This window comes from Streptomyces sp. GQFP (assembly GCF_021545335.1).
Classification (GTDB): Bacteria; Actinomycetota; Actinomycetes; order Streptomycetales; family Streptomycetaceae; genus Streptomyces.
This window is the reverse complement of record NZ_CP089312.1, coordinates 7,406,346-7,421,516: the sequence shown is the minus strand read 5'-3', so window position 1 is coordinate 7,421,516 and position 15,171 is coordinate 7,406,346. Positions and strand designations below refer to the sequence as shown.

The following is a 15,171-nucleotide window of genomic DNA, read 5'->3' as shown; positions in this document are numbered from 1 at the left end:
ATCCGATAGGAAACCTTCCTAACAGTCATCGTGGAACACCCACCGCCGGTGACCGTGAAAAACTGGACGACGGAAAGGCAGGTGCAGACCCCCATGGCAGGAACCGCAGGCACGCCAGGCACCCCGCGCGTCCTGCGTGCCATGAACGACCGGGCCGCCCTGGAACTCCTCCTGGAGCACGGGCCCCTGTCCCGCACCCGGATCGGCAACCTCACCGGACTGTCGAAGCCGACCGCCTCACAACTCCTCGCCCGCCTGGAGGCCGCCGGCCTGGTCCTGGCGACCGGCACCAGCGAGGGCCGGCCGGGCCCCAGCGCCCAGCTGTACGCGGTGAACCCCGCCGCCGCCCATGTCGCCGGGCTCGACGTCACCCCCTCGGGTATCCGCGCGGCCGTGGCCGACATCACCGGCCGTACCGTCGGACAGTTCGAGCTGCCGACGCCCGGCCGCAGCGCGCAGGGCGCCGTCGACCGCGTCCTGCAGTCGCTGGACGGGGCGGTCAAGGACGCCGGGCTGCACCGCGCCGACGTGCACCGGGTCGTCATCGGCACACCTGGCGCCTTCGACCCCACCACCGGCAACCTGCGCTACGCCAGCCACCTGCCGGGCTGGCACTCCCCCCAACTGCTGGGGGAACTGGCCGCCACGCTCGGCCCCGTCCCCTTCGAGGTCGAGAACGACGTCAACCTCGCAGCCGTGGCCGAGCAGCGCATCGGCGCGGCCCGCGGCAGTGAGAACTTCACCCTCCTGTGGGGTGAGCGGGGCATCGGCGCGGCAGTCGTGATCGGCGGCCGACTGCACCGGGGCGCCACCGGGGGCGCCGGCGAGGTCGGCTTCCTCCCCGTGCCCGGCGCGCCGCTGGTGCGTCATGTCGCCCGCAACAACTCGGGCGGCTTCGACGAACTCGCGGGGCTGCCGACCGTACTGCGGCTGGCCCGCGAGCACGGGCTGGCGGCCCCACCCGGCGGAAGCCTCACCGACAAGGCCGCCGCCGTGGTCGCTGAGGCGGCGCGGACCTCCGGCTCCCCCGGACCGGGAGCGACACTCCTCGCCGAGTTCGCCACCCGGCTGGCGACCGGCCTCGCCTCGATCGTCTCGGTTATCGACCCCGAGCTGATCGTCCTGGCCGGCGGGCTGATCACGGCCGGCGGAGAACCCCTCCGTGCCCTGATCCAGTCCGAACTCGCCGAACTCGCCGTACCCCGTCCCGCCATCCGCCTCAGCACGATCCCCGACGGGCCCGTGCTGTGCGGGGCCCTGCAAGCGGCCCTCGCGGCCACCAGGGACGAGGTCTTCGACACCACGGATCGCACCCCCTGATCCGCCAGTCCCCGCTCCTCCCCCTCCTCCCTTTCTGACGCTCTCGTCACCACTCGTGCACCCGCCCTGGCACCGGCATGCCCGCACGCCGAACGTCCGCCACCCCGAGAACACCCCTCTGCCAAGGAGTTCCGTCATGCCCAGAATCAGCCGCGTCTGTCTCGCCGGCGCCCTCTCGGCGCTCGCCCTGACCGCGACCGCCTGCACCGGATCCAGCACCTCCGGCGCGACCGACGACCCGAACCAGAAGTCGACCATCACCTTCTGGCACCCCTGGAGCGCCCCCACCGAGGTCAAGGCGATCGAGGCGAACATCGCGGCCTTCGAGAAGGCGCACCCCAACATCACGGTCAAGGTCGTCGGCAATGTCGACGCCGACAAGGTGAACCAGGCGCTGCGCGCCGGCGGGTCCAACGCCCCGGACGTGGTGGCCTCCCCCGAGACCAGCAACGTCGGCAAGTTCTGCTCCTCCGGTGTCTTCGCCGACCTCGACCCGTTCCTGAAGAAGTCGAACATCGACACCGCGAAGACCTTCCCCAAGCCGATGCTGGACTACACCCAGTTCGAGGGCACCCGCTGCGCGCTCCCCCTGCTCGGCGACGCGTACGGCCTCTACTACAACAAGACGGCGTTCAAGGAGGCGGGCATCACCTCCCCGCCGAAGACGCTGTCCGAGTTCAAGGCCGACGCCATCAAGCTGACCAAGTCCAAGGGGGACAGCTACTCGCAGCTCGGCTGGATGCCGAACTTCCACGGCTACGAGGTCACCGTCCCGCACCTCGCGGCGCAGTGGAGCCCCGAGTACTTCTCCTCGGACGGCAAGTCGAACGTCGCCAAGGACCCGGCCTTCAAGGAGCTCCTGACCTGGCAGCAGGACATGGTCAAGTCGCTCGGCGGCTTCGAGAAGCTGGAGAAGTACCGCGCGACCTTCGGTGACGAGTGGTCCGCGCAGAACCCGCTGCACACCGGCCAGATCGCCATGAACATCGACGGCGAGTGGCGCGGCGGGATGATGAAGGACGCCGGGGTGAAGTTCGACTGGGGCGTCGCGCCCTTCCCGGTGCCGGACGACCAGGCCGACACCTACGGCAAGGGCTTCCTCACCGGCACGGTCATCGGTCTCGCCAGCACCAGCAGCAAGCAGAACGCCGCCTGGGAGCTGGTGAAGTACATGACCACCGACACCGACGCGGTCGTCTCCTTCGCCAACGCCATCAACAACGTCCCCTCGACGTTCGCGGCGCTGAAGTCCCCGAAGCTCAAGAACGACGCGACGATGCAGGCCTTCGTGAAGATCGCCGAGAACCAGTACAGCAACACCGCGCCCGCCGCGGTCAACGGCAGCGCCTACCAGGAGACCCTGCAGAACCTCGCGTACGACTACGAGTCCGGGAAGACCAAGGACCTGGACACGGGGCTGAAGACGACCGCCGAGCAGATCGACACCGACATCGCCAAGGCGAAGTAGCCCATGGCCATCCTCTCCGGCCACTCGGCGGCGCTTCGTTCGAAGCGCCGCCGGGAGGGGCTGCGCACGCTGGCGTTCCTCTCCCCCTGGCTCATCGGTTTCAGCGTCTTCTTCGTCTATCCGCTGCTGTCGACCGTGTACTTCTCCTTCATGAAGTACGACGGCTTCAAGCCGCCCACCTTCAACGGCCTGGACAACTGGACGTACGTCTTCAGCCAGTACCCCTTCTTCTGGGCCGCGATGCGCAACACCCTGTGGCTCGTGGTGATCATGGTGGCGTGCCGGGTGGCCTTCGGGCTCGGCGTCGGGCTGCTGATCACGAAGATCAAGACGGGTGCGGGGATGTTCCGCACCTTCTTCTACCTGCCGTACCTCGCCCCGCCCGTGGCCGCGACCCTGGCCTTCGCCTTCCTGCTCAACCCCGGTACCGGGCCGGTCAACCAGGTGCTCGGCGACCTGGGTCTGCCGCAGCCCGGCTGGTTCAACGACCCGTCCTGGTCGAAGCCCGCGCTGACCCTGCTCGCCCTCTGGGGCATCGGCGACCTCATGGTCATCTTCATGGCGGCCCTGCTCGACGTGCCCAAGGAGCAGTACGAGGCGGCCGAACTCGACGGCGCCGGCTCCTGGAAGCGCTTCCGGTACGTCACCCTGCCGAACATCTCGCCCATCGTGCTGTTCGCCGTGGTCACCGGGGTCATCCAGACCATGCAGTACTACACGCAGCCCCTCATCGCCGGTAAGACGGCCAGCGGTGTCATCGGCGCCGGAGCCGGCCAGATCTACGAGCCCGGCTACCCGGGGAAGTCCACGCTGACGCTCCCTCAACTCGTCTACACCCTCGGCTTCCAGCGCTTCGACACGGGCTCCGCGTGCGTGGTCGCCCTGGTGCTGTTCATCCTGTCCATGGCGTTCACCGCGCTGCTGATGCGCCGCCGCAGCGGCCTGATCACGGTGGAGGACTGATCCCCTTGACCAACACCGTCACCGCACGCCCCCCGGCCCCCGCCACAAACGGCCCGGCCGCCACGGCCAGTCGGAGCCCGGCGGCCCGCGCCGCCCGCCGCAAGGAGCTGCTGCACTGGATCGCCGTGCACTCCCTCGGCATCGCGGCCGCACTGTTCTTCGTACTGCCGTTCGTGTTCATCCTCCTCACCTCCCTGATGGACGATCAGCAGGCGCTGACCAGCGCGCTGTGGCCGCGCTCCTGGAACTGGGACAACTACTCGAAGGTCTGGCAGGCTCCCGGCTTCCTCACCTGGTGGCGCAACACCCTGCTGTACGCGGGTCTGGGCACCCTTCTGACGGTGCTGTCCAGCGTCCCGGTGGCCTACGCCCTCGCCAAGTTCCGCTTCCGGGGACGCCGGATCGCGATGATGCTCGTCGTCTCCGCGATGATGCTGCCGCCGCAGGTGGTCATCGTGCCCATGTACCTCTTCTGGGCGAAGCAGATGCATCTGACGGGCACTCTGTGGCCGCTGATCATCCCGATGGCCTTCGGCGACGCCTTCAGCATCTTCCTGCTGCGCCAGTTTCTGCTGACCATCCCCGACGAGTACCTCGACGCGGCCAAGGTCGACGGCTGCGGCGATCTGCGCACCCTCGTACGCATCGTGATACCGCTCGCCAAGCCGGGGATCGCCGCCGTCGCCCTGTTCCAGTTCTTCTACTGCTGGAACGACTACTTCGGCCCGCAGATCTACGCCAGCGACAACCCGGCGGCCTGGACGCTCAGTTACGGGCTGGAGTCCTTCAAGGACAATCACCACACGAACTGGAACCTCACGATGGCCGCGACCCTGCTCGTCATGGCCCCGGTGATCGCCGTGTTCTTCTTCGCGCAGAAAGCCTTCATCGAAGGCGTGACCCTGACAGGAGTCAAAGGATGAAACTGGCGGTCGTCGGCGGCGGCTCGACCTACACACCGGAACTGATCGACGGTTTCGCCCGGCTCAGGGACACCCTGCCCATAGAGGAGCTGGTGCTCGTCGACCCTGCCGCCGACCGGCTGGAGCTGGTCGGCGGGCTCGCCCGGCGCATCTTCGCCAAGCAGGGGCACCCCGGGCGGATCGTCACGACCGACGACCTGGACAAGGGCGTCGAGGGCGCCGACGCCGTGCTGCTGCAACTGCGCGTCGGCGGCCAGGCCGCACGGCAGCAGGACGAGACCTGGCCGCTGGAGTGCGGCTGCGTCGGTCAGGAGACCACCGGCGCGGGCGGTCTCGCCAAGGCGCTGCGCACGGTGCCGGTGGTCCTGGACATCGCCGAGCGCGTCCGGCGCACCAACCCGGACGCCTGGATCATCGACTTCACCAACCCGGTGGGCATCGTCACCCGCGCCCTCCTGGAGGCCGGCCACAAAGCGGTCGGCCTGTGCAACGTGGCGATCGGCTTCCAGCGGAAGTTCGCCGCACTGCTGGGGGTGACCGCCGCCGACATCCACCTGGAGCACGTGGGCCTCAACCACCTCACCTGGGAGACGGGCGTCCGCCTGGGCGGCCCCGAGGGCGAGGACGTCCTCCCCCGGCTCCTCGCGGAACACGGCGACGCCATCGCCGACGACCTCCGTCTTCCGCGCCCCGTCCTGGACAGCCTGGAGACGGTCCCCTCCTACTACCTGCGCTACTACTACGCCCACGACAACGTCGTACGGGAACTACGCACCAAGCCCTCCCGGGCGGCCGAGGTCGCGGCGATGGAGGCGGAACTGCTGCGCATGTACGGCGATCCGGCCCTGGACGAGAAGCCGGAGCTGCTCGCCAAGCGCGGCGGCGCCTTCTACTCGGAGGCGGCGGTCGACCTCGCCGCGTCACTGCTGGGCGGGGGCGGCAGTCCCTACCAGGTGGTGAACACGTACAACAAGGGGACACTGCCCTTCCTGCCGGACGACGCGGTGATCGAGACCCAGGCGGTGGTGGGCCCGAAGGGGCCGACTCCGCTGCCCGTAAGCGCGGTTGACCCCCTGTACTCGGGACTGATCGCCAATGTCACCGCGTACGAGGAACTTGCCCTGGAGGCCGCTCTGCACGGCGGGCGGAACCGGGTCTTCCGGGCTCTTCTCGCCCATCCGCTGGTCGGACAGTACGACTACGCGGAGACCCTGACCGACACTCTGATCGCGCACAACCGGGAGCATCTCGCGTGGGCATGACCGCACACGTCCTCGCCGTCGACGCCGGCAACAGCAAGACCGACGTGGCGGTGGTCGCCGCCGACGGGGAGGTGCTGGCCACGGCGCGCGGCGGGGGGTTCCGGCCGCCGACTTACGGCCTCGACGTGGCGGTCTCCGGGCTGGCCGCCGCCGTCGACGAGGCCTTCACCGCCGCCGGGGTCACCTCCGTCGACCGGGTCTCGGCGTGTCTCGCGAACGCCGACTTCCCCGTGGAGGAACAGCAGTTCACGGCCGCGCTGCGGGCACGCGCGTGGGGCGCGAGTGTCGACGTACGCAACGACACCTTCGCGATCCTGCGGGCCGGGATCACCGAGCCGCGCGGGGTCGCCGTCGTCTGCGGCGCCGGCATCAACTGCGTGGGGATGACCCCGGACGGCCGCACCGCCCGGTTCCCCGCGCTGGGGCGCATCTCCGGGGACTGGGGCGGCGGTTGGGGCCTGTCGGAGGAGGCCATGTGGCATGCGGCACGGGCGGAGGACGGGCGGGGCGGACCGACGGCGCTGCTCACCGCCCTGCCCGCGCACTTCGGGCTCACCTCCATGTACGCGCTGATCGAGGCCCTGCACCTGGGGCACGTCGACAACGCGCGGCGGCACGAGCTGACGCCGGTGCTGTTCGCGACGGCGGCGGACGGTGACCCGGTGGCGTGCGCCCTGGTGGACCGGCTGGCGGAGGAGGTGGTCGCCATGGCCACGGTCGCGCTGAACCGCCTGGGTCTCCTCGAAGAGGAGACGCCCGTTCTGCTCGGCGGCGGTGTACTGGCCGCCCAGCACGCCCGGTTGACGGACCGCATCACCGAACTGCTGGCCGCACGGGCGCCCAAGGCGGTCGCCCAAGTGGTGACGGCACGGCCGGTGCTGGGCGCGGCACTGCTGGGCCTCGACCACACGAACGCCCCGGCGGAGGTGCACGCGCGCGTACGGAGCTTCTACGAGGACTGAGAGGACCGACACCAGGGCTGATACGAGGTCTGACCCCCTTCGTACGGGAACCGAACAGATTCCGGCGGCGTATTCATGGGCAGAGGGGTGGTGCGGGGAGCGCGGGTATGTCCGAATGCAGGACAGCGCGCCCCCGCACAACGCCTCCGCACTGCAACACAACGCGGCCGCACTGCGATCCGATCAAGATCCAGTGAAGGCCGGTGCGGATTGTCAGTGCCGGGGGCGATACTGGCGGTGACGGATGACCATGGGGGAGGTCACAGTGACATCCACGAGCAGTGCGGCACCACCGGCGCCCAACTCGCCCGGCACAGTGGGCACGACCGGCACGCCTGCCGCCCCGCCCCCGCCCGCCGTCCCGGCACAGGCGGGCACGGGTCCGGCCCCCGGCGCCCCCCAGCCGCCGCGCCGCACCGCCTTCGCCGAGGGCGTCGACCAGTTGCGGGCCGCCGCGACCACCGAGCCGGGCCGGCTGCGGATCATCGGCGCCCTGCTCGCCGCGCTCGTCGTGGCGTTCGGCGCCGTCACCGCCTGGCAGATGACGGACCGTTCGTCCGCCGCCGACGACGTGCTGCACAACAGCCAGCCCCTCAGCTCCGCCGCCGCGGACATCTACAGCTCCCTCGCCGACGCCAACACCGCGGCCTCCAGCGGCTTCCTGGCCGGCGGTGACGAGACGGCGGACTCCCGCGAGCGCTACCAGCGGGACATCCGCAACGCCGCCGCGAAGCTCTCCGACGCCGCGACCAACTCCGAGCCCGACTCCCCGTCGGCGGCGACCATCGCCAGGCTCAACGAGCTGCTGACGGAGTACACGGGGTACATCGAGCGAGCCCGCGCCAACAACCGGCTGGGCTTCCCCGTCGGCGGCTCGTATCTGCGCCTGGCCAACGAGAAGATGCAGGACGAGATGCTCCCCGAGGCGGAGAAGCTCTACGCCAGGGAGAACCAACGGCTGCGCTCCGACTACGCGGACGCGACCTCGTACCCATGGGCGGCGATCGGGCTCGGCGTCGTCGTGCTCGGCGCCCTGGTCTGGGCCCAGCGGCGCAACTACCGGCGGACCAACCGGGTGCTGAACCACGGTCTGGTGGCGGCGACGGCCACCGCGACGATCGTCCTGCTGTGGCTGGTCGCCGGGCAGAGCTTCGCCCGCTCGGGCCTCAACGACTCCTACGACCACGGCATCCGCTCGCTGAACGTCCTGCACGACGCCCGGATCGCCTCCCTGAAGGCGCGCGGCAACGAGAACCTGACGCTGGTGGCGCGCGGCGCGGAGACGACCGAGCTGAAGGACGGCACGGTCGTCGACGCCTACGACAACGACTTCCAGGTGGACATGAGCACGCTCGGCAAGGGCCTGGCCGAGGCGGAGCGGCTCGCCGACGACGGGGCGGGCAAGGAGCCGGTCACCAAGGCCGTCGGCGGCATGGAGGAGTGGGAGAAGCGCCACAAGACGGCGCAGACGGCGTACAAGTCGGGTGACTTCCAGCAGGCGCTCGCCAAGGTCATAGGCGGCAAGGACGACAAGCCGACCGGCGAGTGCTTCGACAACGTCGACACGGCGCTGAAGACGGCCATCGGGCACGAGCAGACGGAGTTCCGGCAGGCCGCCGGGAACGGCCGGGACGCGATGACCGGCCTCCCGGTGGGCGCCGGCGCCCTCGCCGTCCTGGGGGCGGCGGGCGCGGTGCTCGGCATCGGGCGCAGGCTGTCGGAGTACCGCTGATGCGGTCCGACACGGTAGAGATGCGGTACGACGCAGTACAAGGGAGTGCGGCGGCAAGGAAGTTCGGGCGATGAGAGGGGGCGTGACGATGAACGCACAGCGGCTTCTGCGGGGTCCGCGCACCGGTCTCCAGGTCCTGCGGGCCGGTCTCCGGACGCTGCGGGCCGGACTGCGGGGCTGGGGCGGGGTCGGGGCGATGGCGGCCGTCTGCGCCCTCGCGGTGGCCTTCGCGCTGCTGCTCCCGCTGACCCAGTCGTCCGGCGACGGCAGCACGGGCACCGGCGGCCAGGGCGTCGCCGAGGGCATCCAGGCGAAGGCGGAGGCCTGCGTGAACGCGCAGGACCAGAGCCCGCCCCCGTCCGACCTGGACGGGAAGACGATCGAGGCGATCAAGGCCCGCGAGGGCGAGGACCGCAAGCTGATCGTCGGCGTCGACCAGAACAGCTACCGCTGGGGCTACCGCGATCCGAACGGCGGCCCGGAGGCGTCGCTGGAGGGCTTCGACATCGACCTGGTCCACCGGATCGCGAAGGACATCCTCGGCGACGAGAACGCGGTCCAGTTCAAGGCCATCCCGACCAACCAGCGCATCCCGGCGATCAAGGCCGGCCTCGTCGACATGATCGTCCGCACGATGACGATCAGCTGTTCACGACTGGAGGACGTGTCGTTCTCCGCCCCGTACTTCCTCACCGGCCAGCAGGTCCTCGCGCCCAAGAGTTCCACGATCAAGGGGTACGACAAGACGCTCGACGGCAAGAGGATCTGCTCGGCGGACGGTTCCACGGCACTGGAGAAGCTGACGGAGGACAAGGCCGCCAACAAGGCCGCGGTCGCCTCCGCCGACATCGGCACCACCGTCCCCAACCAGCTCGACTGTCTCGTACAGCTCCAACTCGGCCTGGTGGACGCCGTGGTGACCGACGGCGCGCTCGCCGCGAGCCAGGCGGCCCAGGACCCGACGGTGGAACTGAAGGGCGCCACGTTCACCAAGGAGTACTACGGCGTGGCGGTGAAGAAGGGTGCGAACGACCTGGCGGCACGGGTCAATCGCATACTGGAGCAGTACCGCCAGGACGGCGGCTGGCAGACGTCGTACGACAAATGGCTGCTGCCCACCCTGGGCAGTGACTCCCAGTCGGCGAAGCCGCCGGTGCCACGCTACAAGTGACGGTTCACCAACCAGGTTCACCAACCAACCAAATGACCGCAGAGCCGACTAGTCGAGGTGATCGATGGGCGTCACGGGAGCCACCGGGCCGGTGATGGACCGGGACGAGGTGGACCGTGCGCTGGCGCGGCTCGGCGCGGAGCACGAGGCGATCGAGACCTCGCTCCTCGCCCTCCAGGACCACGCGGGACGCAGACTCCTCGAAGGCGCCGAGCTGACCGGCACGACCGAGGAACGCTGGACGTCCGCGGAGGCGTCGATCACGCTGCTGTGGGCGTACTTCGACGCGTACTCGGACGCGTTGCGCTCCGCCCGTGAGATCCGTTCCCGCCGCCGCTGGTCCAGCCGCGAGGACCTGGTGGAGCTGACGGAACTGCTGCGCGGCGAGTGCGTCACGGTCGCGGGCAGCACGACGGCCACGGCCAACGCGCCCACCCTGCACGGCACCGGCCGGCTCAGCCAGGCGTACTCGCTGGCCGCCCTGGTGGAGCGGATGAACGAGCTGTACGCGAGCTCACTGGACATGGTCGTCACCGCCGACGCCGTCTGGTCGGCCCTGCCCGCGCGGATAGATTTACTGGCCGCGGAGCTGCAGCGCACCCGCCAGCTGGCGCACTCCGTGGGCGTACGCCCCGGCGAGCACCCGGCGGGCGACGACCTGGAGCGCATCACGCGCACCCTGACCGCCCTGCGCGAGCGCGTGATCTCCGACCCGCTGGCGTTCTGGCTGCCCGCACAGGGCAGTTCGGCGCCCGGCGGCGGCCGTCCGGACACCACGGTGTACGACCGTGAGGCCCGCGCCCTGGAGGACGTACGCCGGGAGATCGACGCCGTGCTGACGGTCCGCCAGGACGCGGAGGCACGGCTCGTCAACCTGCGCGACCTGCTGTCCCGCGCGGACCGCACACTCGCCGAGGCACGCAGCGCGCGCGGTGAGGTGCTGGCGAAGATCGCCGCGTCCGAGGTGCCGGCCGTCAGCGGTCCGCCGACGGCGTTGCAGGAGCAGCTGGCGACGGCCGCCGAGTACCGCAGACACGCCCAGTGGCACCGGCTCTCGCCGCTCCTGGAGGCGCTGGAGGCGAAGGCGGAGGACGAACTGATGCGCGCCCGCGAGTCGTTGACGGCGGTCACCCAGCCGCTGGCGGTCCGCGCGGAGCTGCGCGGGCGGCTCGACGCGTACAAGGCGAAGGTGGCCAGGCACGGCCTCGCGGAGGACCCGCTGCTGATCGAGCGGTACGACGCGGCGCGCCGCATGCTGTGGAGCGCGCCCTGCGATCTGCGGGTCGCGGAGCAGGCCGTGCTGCGTTACCAGCAGGCCGCCGCCGAGTTCTTCGGCGGCCCGCGGGTGCCCGGCCAGGCCGGGCCCAGTGACCGGAGGGGGGACTACTGATGAGCGAGACCGAGAGCGGGACAGAGCAGCAGAAGTGCCAGCGGCCCGACTGCGAGGGCAGCTACGAGGACATGGGCGGCGGCGAGCTGTACTGCGACACGTGCGGACTCGCACCGGTCGTGTCGGCCACCGGCATGGTCGGTTCACCGCCCACCGGGGTCACCGGAAGCGGCAAACGGGGCTCCGGGCGCGGCAGTTCGTCCTCGTCGAGTTCCCGCGCCTCCTCCCGTACCTCTCGGTCCTCGCAGTCCCGCCGCTCGGTCTCCGGGCGGCTGTCGCGGGCCCTGTCGGGGAAGTCGACGGGCCGGTCGGTGTCGGTGCGCAGCTCGGGGTCGACCGCAGGGTCCTCCGCGCGCGGGCGGCTCGGTGTGGGTCTGGTCGAGGTGCCGGGCGTGCCGCGGCCCGACCCGCGCGCGATGGTGCTGGAGAACCCGGAGGTTCCCGAGCGCAAGCGGTTCTGCTCGCGCTCCGACTGCGGGGCGCCGGTGGGGCGGGCGCGCGGCGAGGGCAGGCCGGGGCGCACGGAGGGGTTCTGCACGAAGTGCGGGCACCCTTATTCGTTCGTGCCGAAGCTGCAGACCGGTGACATCGTGCGCGGCCAGTACGAGGTGGTGGGCTGTCTGGCGCACGGCGGTCTCGGCTGGGTCTATCTCGCCGTGGACCGGGCGGTGTCCGACCGGTGGGTGGTCCTCAAGGGCCTGCTGGACACCGGCGACCAGGACGCGATGGCCGCCGCGATCTCCGAGCGGCGCTTCCTCGCGGAGATCGAGCACTCCAACATCGTGCGGATCTACAACTTCGTGGAGCATCTCGACCAGCGCACGGGTTCGCTCGACGGCTACATCGTCATGGAGTACGTCGGCGGCAAGTCGCTGAAGGAGATCGCCAACGACCGCCGCACCCCGGCCGGCAAGCGGGACCCGCTGCCGGTGGAACAGGCGTGCGCGTACGGCATCGAGGCGCTCGAAGCGCTGGGCCATCTGCACAGCCGCAACCTGCTGTACTGCGACTTCAAGGTCGACAACGCGATCCAGACCGAGGACCAGCTGAAGCTGATCGACATGGGCGCGGTCCGCAGGATGGACGACGACGAGTCGGCCATCTACGGCACGGTCGGCTACCAGGCGCCGGAGGTCGCGGAGGTCGGCCCGTCGGTGGCGTCCGACCTGTACACGGTCGCGCGCACGCTCGCCGTGATGACGTTCGACTTCCAGGGCTACACGAACGTGTTCGTGGACTCCCTGCCCGACCCCGACCACATCGAGGTCTTCCGCCAGTACGAGTCGTTCTACCGGCTCCTGGTCCGCGCCACCGACCCCGATCCGGCCCGCCGGTTCGCGTCCGCGCAGGAGATGGCGGAGCAGCTGACGGGCGTACTGCGCGAGGTGGTGTCGCTCCAGACGGGGCGGTCCAGGCCCGCGCTGTCGACGCTGTTCGGGCCCGAGCTGAAGGTCACGGACGCGGAGCTGTTCGGGGCGCTCGACGGGGACGTGTCGCGGCTGGGGGCACGCGTGGTGCCGCCGGGCCGGAAGTCCTCGGCGCCGGCCGCTCCCGCCCTCGGTGGCACCACCAGGGCGCTCACCGGCACCCCGCGGCTCGTGAAGGCCATCGACGCCGGTGCCGCGGCGCTCGCGCTGCCCGTGCCCCGGGTCGACCCGACGGACCCCAACGCGGGCTTCCTGGCGGGGCTGATGGCCTCGGCGGCCGGTGAGCTGATCGCGGCCCTCGCGGTGGTCCCGGCGCAGTCGACCGAGACCCGGCTGCGGCAGGTCCGGGCCCAGCTGGAGAACGGCGACCCGGCGACCGCCCTGGCGTCGCTGGTCGAGCTGGAGGAGGAGCGGCCCGACGACTGGCGGGTGGTCTGGTACCAGGGCGTGGCCGCGCTGGTGACGGGCGATCACGAGAGCGCCGCGCTGTCCTTCGACGCGATCTACGACGCCTTCCCGGGCGAGAGTCCGCCCAAGCTGGCCCTCGGGCTGTGCGCGGAGGTGCTCGGGCAGCTCGACAACGCCGCCGAGTACTACCGGCTGGTGTGGACGACCGACCCGAGCTATGTGAGCGCCGCGTTCGGCCTCGCCCGCGTCCAGTTGGCGGCGGGCGACCGCCGTAGCGCCGTGAAGACGCTGGAGTCCGTCCCGGAGGCGTCGATCCACTACACGGCGGCCCGCGTGGCGGCCGTACGGGCGCGGCTGCGGCAGCGGACGGCCGCACCCGCCGACGCACCGTTCCTGGACGATCTGATCGCGTCCGCCGGGCAGGTGGAGGCACTTGGCGGATTCGGTCTGGACGCGGTCCGGCGGGAGCAGCTGTCCACGGAAGTCCTCGGCTGCGCGCTGGACTGGATACTCTCCCAGGATCAGGCTTCCGCCCCTCCGGCCGTCGGGGGGCGGGTGCTGCTCGGCAGCGACCTGGACGAGCGTGGCCTGCGCTTCGGCCTCGAGCGTTCGTACCGGACGCTGGCCCGGCTCGCGCAGGGCGGCGAGGAGAGGATCGACCTGGTGGAACGAGCCAACCATTACCGCCCCCGGACGTGGGTGTAGTTGATGTCCCAGATGCCCCAGCCACCCCAGCCGTCCCAGCCGACGGCCCTGTCCCGGTGCCCGAGCTGCGAGGAGCCCCTCGAATCCGGCGACCGGTTCTGCGGCGCGTGCGGGTACGACCTGTCGGCCGTGCCCCCGCGCCCCGGTGACTCCCCCACCCTCACCCTGAGCGGCGCGCTCGCCGCCGCCCAGCTCCCGCCTCCGGAGGCCGCTTCCGTGGACTGGCCCCGCGCTCCCGAGACCAGCAACTCCGGCACCCCGGCGACGGTCCACCTGGCGACCGATCTGCAGGGCGCCGACTCGGGCGAGACCCCGCTCCCACCGCTGCCCGCCGGTCTGCCGCCCACGGGCTCGCCGGTCTCCCCGGCCACGGGCGTCCGGTTCGACCGCCGGACCGGCGGTGAGCCCGAGGAGTACCCGCTCCAGGCGCCCGTCCCGCGCCCCGCCGGGGCCTCGACGCCCCCGGCCGGCACCAAGGTGTGCGTGGCCTGCCGGGCGGGCCGTGTCGACCTCGACGGGTACTGCGAGAACTGCGGGCACGCCCAGCCGCGCGAGCGCGACCACATGGAGGACGAGGTCGGCCCGCTCGCCGCGGTCACCGACCGCGGCCTGCGCCACCACCGCAACGAGGACGCGTACGCGATCTCCCACACCACGCTGCCCGACCGCGCGCCCGCCCTGGTCGCGATCGTCTGCGACGGCGTCTCCTCGGCGACCCGCCCCGACGAGGCCTCGCTCGCCGCGTCCCGGGCGGCCGGGGACTCCCTGATGGCGGCCCTGCCCCAGGGCACGCACCCGCAGCAGGCGATGCACGAAGCGATCATCGCCGCCTCGCACGCCGTGAACGCTCTCGCGGACGAGCCCGGCGGGGCCCGCGAGCACACCCCGCACCAGAACTCCCCGGCCTGCACCCTGGTGGGCTCCGTCGTCACCCCGACCCTGCTGGTCGTCGGCTGGGTCGGCGACAGCCGCGCCTACTGGGTCCCGCTGGACCGCTCCGCCGCCCCCGCCCGCCTCACCGAGGACGACTCGTGGGCCGCGCAGATGGTCGCCGCGGGCCTGATGAACGAGGCGGAGGCGTACGCCGACGAGCGCGCCCACGCCATCACGGGCTGGCTCGGCGCGGACGCGTACGAACTGGAGCCGCACACCGCTTCCTTCAAGCCGGACCGGCCAGGTGTAGTGGTGGTGTGCACGGACGGACTGTGGAACTACGCGGAAGCGGCGGACGAGTTGGCCGAGATTCTCCCGCCGGACGCCTCCGCCCGCCCGCTGCACGCCGCCCGGGTCCTGGTCGGCCACGCACTGGACGGCGGGGGCCACGACAACGTAACAGTGGCCGTCGTGCCGTTCCCGGCCCCTTCACAAGGGGCAGGATCGGCCTGAGGACACTGACACGGGGGTGTCCTCAGAAGGACCGGAGGGGACCGGTCCGTATCA

11 protein-coding genes are annotated in these 15,171 nt (G+C 71.1%); all 11 read left to right on the top strand.

The features are described 5' to 3' along the window. The first annotated feature begins 93 nt into the window (after positions 1 to 93). Positions 94 to 1,320 carry an ROK family transcriptional regulator gene (locus tag LUX31_RS33625; RefSeq protein ID WP_235479078.1) on the top strand — a complete coding sequence of 409 codons (1,227 nt, stop codon included), beginning with the start codon at positions 94 to 96 and terminating at the stop codon, positions 1,318 to 1,320. Positions 1,321 to 1,456: 136 nt separating this feature from the next. Continuing rightward, positions 1,457 to 2,788: an ABC transporter substrate-binding protein gene (locus LUX31_RS33620; RefSeq protein ID WP_235479077.1), complete on the top strand. Its 1,332-nt coding sequence runs from the start codon at positions 1,457 to 1,459 to the stop codon at positions 2,786 to 2,788. Between the two features lie 3 nt (positions 2,789 to 2,791). Then, positions 2,792 to 3,751, top strand: coding sequence for a carbohydrate ABC transporter permease (locus tag LUX31_RS33615; protein ID WP_235479076.1), 960 nt, complete (start codon positions 2,792 to 2,794; stop codon positions 3,749 to 3,751). Positions 3,752 to 3,756: 5 nt separating this feature from the next. Beyond that, positions 3,757 to 4,674, top strand: coding sequence for a carbohydrate ABC transporter permease (locus LUX31_RS33610; RefSeq protein WP_443046021.1), 918 nt, complete (start codon positions 3,757 to 3,759; stop codon positions 4,672 to 4,674). After that, the gene (locus LUX31_RS33605) at positions 4,671 to 5,936 is read left to right on the top strand and encodes a 6-phospho-beta-glucosidase (protein ID WP_235479075.1); all 1,266 of its coding nucleotides are present in this window, start codon (positions 4,671 to 4,673) and stop codon (positions 5,934 to 5,936) included. The genes LUX31_RS33610 and LUX31_RS33605 overlap by 4 nt, the downstream gene beginning before the upstream one ends. After that, the gene (locus LUX31_RS33600; RefSeq protein ID WP_235479074.1) at positions 5,933 to 6,898 is read left to right on the top strand and encodes an N-acetylglucosamine kinase; all 966 of its coding nucleotides are present in this window, start codon (positions 5,933 to 5,935) and stop codon (positions 6,896 to 6,898) included. The genes LUX31_RS33605 and LUX31_RS33600 overlap by 4 nt, the downstream gene beginning before the upstream one ends. Positions 6,899 to 7,148: 250 nt before the next feature. Beyond that, positions 7,149 to 8,630: a hypothetical protein gene (locus tag LUX31_RS33595; protein WP_443046020.1), complete on the top strand. Its 1,482-nt coding sequence runs from the start codon at positions 7,149 to 7,151 to the stop codon at positions 8,628 to 8,630. 88 nt (positions 8,631 to 8,718) lie between these two features. Then, positions 8,719 to 9,801: a glutamate ABC transporter substrate-binding protein gene (locus LUX31_RS33590; RefSeq protein ID WP_235480146.1), complete on the top strand. Its 1,083-nt coding sequence runs from the start codon at positions 8,719 to 8,721 to the stop codon at positions 9,799 to 9,801. A gap of 64 nt (positions 9,802 to 9,865) precedes the next feature. Then, positions 9,866 to 11,191, top strand: coding sequence for a hypothetical protein (locus LUX31_RS33585; RefSeq protein ID WP_235479072.1), 1,326 nt, complete (start codon positions 9,866 to 9,868; stop codon positions 11,189 to 11,191). Continuing rightward, on the top strand, positions 11,191 to 13,731 hold the full coding sequence (locus tag LUX31_RS33580; RefSeq protein ID WP_235479071.1) for a serine/threonine-protein kinase: 2,541 nt from the start codon (positions 11,191 to 11,193) through the stop codon (positions 13,729 to 13,731). Before LUX31_RS33585 ends, LUX31_RS33580 begins: the two co-directional genes overlap by 1 nt. Further along, positions 13,732 to 15,117 carry a PP2C family serine/threonine-protein phosphatase gene (locus LUX31_RS33575; RefSeq protein ID WP_443046019.1) on the top strand — a complete coding sequence of 462 codons (1,386 nt, stop codon included), beginning with the start codon at positions 13,732 to 13,734 and terminating at the stop codon, positions 15,115 to 15,117. The last annotated feature ends 54 nt before the right edge of the window (positions 15,118 to 15,171 follow it).

Excerpts from the sequence above, each read along its gene's own strand:
- LUX31_RS33615 (WP_235479076.1), top strand. The coding sequence starts at position 2,792 with ATGGCCATCCTCTCCGGCCACTCGGCGGCGCTTCGTTCGAAGCGCCGC.
- LUX31_RS33585 (WP_235479072.1), top strand. The coding sequence starts at position 9,866 with ATGGGCGTCACGGGAGCCACCGGGCCGGTGATGGACCGGGACGAGGTG.
- LUX31_RS33595 (WP_443046020.1), top strand. The coding sequence starts at position 7,149 with ATGGGGGAGGTCACAGTGACATCCACGAGCAGTGCGGCACCACCGGCG.
- LUX31_RS33625 (WP_235479078.1), top strand. The coding sequence starts at position 94 with ATGGCAGGAACCGCAGGCACGCCAGGCACCCCGCGCGTCCTGCGTGCC.
- LUX31_RS33580 (WP_235479071.1), top strand. The coding sequence starts at position 11,191 with ATGAGCGAGACCGAGAGCGGGACAGAGCAGCAGAAGTGCCAGCGGCCC.
- LUX31_RS33605 (WP_235479075.1), top strand. The coding sequence starts at position 4,671 with ATGAAACTGGCGGTCGTCGGCGGCGGCTCGACCTACACACCGGAACTG.
- LUX31_RS33590 (WP_235480146.1), top strand. The coding sequence starts at position 8,719 with ATGAACGCACAGCGGCTTCTGCGGGGTCCGCGCACCGGTCTCCAGGTC.
- LUX31_RS33600 (WP_235479074.1), top strand. The coding sequence starts at position 5,933 with ATGACCGCACACGTCCTCGCCGTCGACGCCGGCAACAGCAAGACCGAC.
- LUX31_RS33620 (WP_235479077.1), top strand. The coding sequence starts at position 1,457 with ATGCCCAGAATCAGCCGCGTCTGTCTCGCCGGCGCCCTCTCGGCGCTC.